Here is a 4,377-nt window from a genome sequence, read left to right on the forward strand (position 1 = left end):
GCTGCACTGGCCGATGCTGCACTGGCCGATGCTGCACTGGCCGATGCTGCACTGGCCGATGCTGCACTGGCCGATGCTGCACTGGCCGATGCTGCACTGGCCGATGCTGCACTGGCCGATGCTGCACCGGTCAACGCTGCATTGGCCGACTCGAGCTACTGCCGGGACCCGGTTCCGTCGGCCTCGGCAATGATCATGCGCGGGAAACCGGCGGTTTCTACCGGCGCTGACCACCGCATTCCCGCGCATGGTCATGAGTGCCGGCCGATCCCGCCAACTTGCGACGGAGATGTCGGTGGGCGGAGGGAAGATCATCCGCGTGCCCAGTCCTCCCCACCTTCCGCCCGCGTTGCGTGGCCAACCGTTTCGACTCCTCGATGCGCGGCGGCACGGCCTGTCCGCGGACAGCCTCCGCAGCGGGCGCTTTCGCCGCGTACTTCGATCGGTCTATGTCGGCGCCGACGTGCCGGACACGCTCGGCCTCCGACTCGCGGCCGCCCGGCTGGTCTTGCCGGAGTCCGCCGTGTTCAGCCACCAGACGGCGGCGCAGGTCATGCACCTGCCGATCCCGGGCGTAGGCGTACCTCCTCTGCACGTCACTCTCCCGCGCCACGTATCCAGGCGGGCTGTCGCCGGCGTCGTGACTCACCAGTCGTCGGCCGTGCCGGCACGAAACTTCGATGGTTTCCCGGTCACGACGCCCGAGCGGACCTTCCTCGATCTTGCCGGCCAACTGTCGCTGGTCGACCTGACCATCCTGGCCGACGCCATGGTGCGACGCGGATTCACGACGACGAAGGCGCTCGCCGATGTCACGGGTTCGGCGACTGGCCGTCGAGGGATCGTGCTCGCCCGGAAAGTCGCCGCCCTGGCACGGCCGCGGGTCGACTCTCCGATGGAGACGCGGGTCCGTTTGCTGATCGTCCTCGCCGGGCTGCCATCTCCGGATCCTGGCTCGCCCGTCCTTGACGACGACGGCCAGTGGGTGGCGACAGTCGACTTGCGGTATCGGGCTCAACGCATCGCGATCGAGTACGACGGGGAGCTCCACCACAAACTCCGAGGCAAGTGGCGAAGGGACCTGACCACCCGCGACCTGCTCCGCGAGCTTGGCTGGCGCGTCATCGTGCTGACGTCAGAGGACATCTTTCATTCGCCACACCTCACGCTCCTGCGGATCCGCGACGCCTTGGTGGCACGAGGGCATCCGGTGGTCCCGGCCGAGCTCGACCACAGCTGGGAGACCCACCTCCTCCCTCGTTCCCTGGCAGCCTGACCCGCGAGGAGGAGCTGACGCTTTCATGATCATGCGCGGGAAACTAGCGGTTTCTACCGGCGCTGACCCCGCTTTCTCGCGCATGATCATGGACGCTTCTCTGGTCTCACAACCGTCGCCCGGCGTCGGGAACGTGGCCGCCGGCGCTGGACCGGAGACCTGGCGGTGGACGGTGGCGGGCGGTGGCGAGCGGTGGACGGTGGACGGTGGCGGGCGGTGGACGGTGGACGGTGGACGGTGGTGGACGGTGGCGGGCGGTGGCGAGCGTGGATGGTGGCTGGCGGTGGACAGAACCTGGCGCCGGACCCCCGGCGCCGGGACATACTGCCCCTGGACGCGAGCAGACCGGGCGATGCGGGCTGGGAGGCGTAGGGCGTGGCGGCGAGCGGGTCAACCGGCGGGACCATCCCGGCAGCACACGGCTTCGCGGACCTCCCGCCGCCAAGGATCGAGCCCGGTGCCCGCCAGCGGATCCGCGCCTCACACGCCAAGCACGGCCGCCGGATCGCGGTCGTCGACGACGACCCGACCGGCTCGCAGAACATGCACGGCGTCGCCGTGGTGACAGTCCTGGAAGACACCGAGTTCGCCTCGGCGCTCGACGCACCCGGCTCCTGCGCGTTCCTGCTCACCAACAGCCGCAGCATGCCCGAGCCGGAGGCGGCGACGCTGAACGCCGCGATCGGCCGTCGCCTCCACCACCTTGCCGCGCGGCTCGGCGCACCCGTGGAGATCGTCAGCCGCAGCGACTCGACCCTGCGCGGGCACCTCAGGGCCGAGGTCGGTGCCCTGACGGAAGCCCGCCGGGAGGTGACCGGCCGTGGCTACGACGGCGTACTCGTCGTACCCGCCTACTTCGACGCGGGGCGCTGTACGGCCGGCGACGTCCACTGGGCACGGGTCGGCGGGGAGCTCCTGCCCGTCGGCGAGACCGAGTACGCACGGGACGCGACGTTCGGCTACAGCGCGTCGAACCTGTGCGAGTGGGTGGCGGAGAAGAGCGCCGGCACAGTACGCCCGGCAGACGTGCACAGCCTCAGCATCGAGGACATCCGGCTGGGCGGACCGGCGAGGGTCGCAGAAGTCCTGACCGCCGTGAGCGACGGGGCGTTCGTCGTCGTCAACTGCCTCGAGGACGCCGACCTCGACGTGGTCGTCCTCGGACTGCTCGACGCCGAAGCGGCCGGCCGGTCGTTTCTCCACCGCACGGCGCCGTCGTTCGTCCGCGCGCTCACCGGACTCGATCCGCAACCTCCGCTGACATCCGCGCAACTCCGGGATGCCGGGCGCAAGGCCGGCCCGAACGCCACCCATCCCACCGCGACGTCCCACGGTCTCGTGGTCGTCGGCTCCCATGTCGGCCTGACCAGTCGTCAGGTGGCGGCGGCCCGTGGGCGCGGGGGGTTCAAAGAGGTGGACCTGGACGTCACGGCTGTCATCGACCCGACGCGTCGTGACGGCCACGTCGCCACGGTCACCGCGCGGGTGGTCACCGCGCTGCAGAATGCCGACGTCCTCCTCGCCACCAGCCGTACGCTCAGCCGCGGTCACGACGCGCTCTCCAGCCTCGACATCGCCCGCACCGTGTCCGCCGCGGTCGTGGACGTCGTACGCGGTGCGCGGGCAGCCGCCGCGCCGGCGTGGTACGTCGCGAAGGGTGGCATCACGTCCCACGACGTCGCGGTGCGGGCGCTGGAGATCCGCCGCGCCGAGGTGGCCGGCCAACTGTTCGACGGGATGGTGTCGGTGTGGCGGCCGCTGCGGGCCGCACCCGAGGTCATCGAGGTTCCGTACGTCGTCTTCGCCGGCAACGTCGGCGATGAGAACACGCTCGCCGAGGTCGTCGACACCCTGCGCGGGAGCAGGTGAGCCCGCGAACCGCGAAGCCGTAGGAAATGCGCCACACAAGCGCGACGCCACACGAGAAGAGGTGCACATGACAGACGTCGGATGGGTCGGGCTGGGTGCGATGGGGTCACCGATGGCGTCATGCCTGGCGGCGGCGGGGCACCACGTGACGGCGTATGACATCGACCCCGCTCGCGCCGAGGCCCTCGCGGACGCGGGCGTACGCACCGGAACCTCAGCCGCCGCCGTGGCCGACGGGGCGGAGGTGCTGGCGATCATGGTCGCGACGCCAGACCAGGCCGAGTCCGTGCTCTTCGGCAACGGCGACGGCGACGGCGATGTTGCGGGCACGGGCCAGGCCGGCGGCGGCGCGGCAGCGGCACTCGCAGCCGGTTCGGTCGTACTCGTCCTTGCCACGGTCGGCCCCGCGGCGGTGCGGTCGTGGGCACACCGGCTCGCCGAGCGCAAGCGCGGCGTGGAGCTGGTCGACGCACCGGTCTCCGGCGGCACCGCCCGGGCGGCGGCCGGCGAACTCGTCGCGATGGTGAGCGGACCCGAGGCCGCTGTGACCCGCGTACAACCGCTGCTCGACGTCCTCGCCAGCCGGGCACCCCTCGCCGGTCCGACGGCGGGAGACGGCCAGAAGGTGAAGCTGGTCAACCAGCTGCTTTGCGGCGTACACATTGCGGTCGCGGCTGAGGCGTTGGCGTTTGCCGAGGCGATCGGGCTCGACGCGGGCGCGTGCTGGGAGATCATCCGGCACGGCGCGGCGGCGTCGTTCATCCTTGACGACCGGGGCGAACGCATGCTGCACGGGCCTTTCGACCAGCCCAGGAGCGCGCTGGACATCTTCGTCAAGGACATGGGCCTCGTCACTGACGCGGCACGGGCGGCCGACTACCCGACACCGCTCGCCACCACGGCCGAACAGCTCTACCTCGCGGGCCGTCGGGCAGGGCTCGGCCGACTCGACGACTCGGCCGTGATCGAACTGCTGCGCGGCAAGCACGAAGGGGGCGGCGCCTGACGGGACGGCGCTTGGGACGGCACCAACGGCGTACCCTACGGCGCACCTCAGGCGTGCGATCCTCCCCGGACGGGGAGGAACCTGGCATGACCAGGCAGCTGACCGAACCCCCGGGTGCACCCGCGGGGCCGACCGGCAGGGTCGCCCCGGTCGCCGCGGCGGCGGCGCTCGGCGGCTTTCTCTTCGGTTATGACACAGCTGTCATCAACGGTGCGGTCGGTGCGGT

At 71.1% G+C, this 4,377-nt stretch carries 4 protein-coding genes; all 4 read left to right on the forward strand.

The window, feature by feature from the left end:
• On the forward strand, positions 1-193 hold a 193-nt coding region (locus tag ABNF93_RS34450; protein WP_349332458.1), incomplete at its 5' end, for a hypothetical protein.
• A 126-nt stretch (positions 194-319) separates the two neighbouring features.
• Positions 320-1,276, forward strand: a complete 957-nt coding sequence (locus ABNF93_RS34455) for a hypothetical protein (RefSeq protein WP_349332459.1) — start codon at positions 320-322, stop codon at positions 1,274-1,276.
• 375 nt (positions 1,277-1,651) lie between these two features.
• Positions 1,652-3,145 carry a four-carbon acid sugar kinase family protein gene (locus ABNF93_RS34460; RefSeq protein WP_349332460.1) on the forward strand — a complete coding sequence of 498 codons (1,494 nt, stop codon included), beginning with the start codon at positions 1,652-1,654 and terminating at the stop codon, positions 3,143-3,145.
• A 67-nt stretch (positions 3,146-3,212) separates the two neighbouring features.
• Positions 3,213-4,151, forward strand: a complete 939-nt coding sequence (locus tag ABNF93_RS34465; RefSeq protein ID WP_349332461.1) for an NAD(P)-dependent oxidoreductase — start codon at positions 3,213-3,215, stop codon at positions 4,149-4,151.
• Positions 4,152-4,377: the final 226 nt, after the last annotated feature.

The organism is Actinopolymorpha sp. B9G3, assembly GCF_040120725.1.
GTDB lineage: Bacteria > Actinomycetota > Actinomycetes > Propionibacteriales > Actinopolymorphaceae > Thermasporomyces.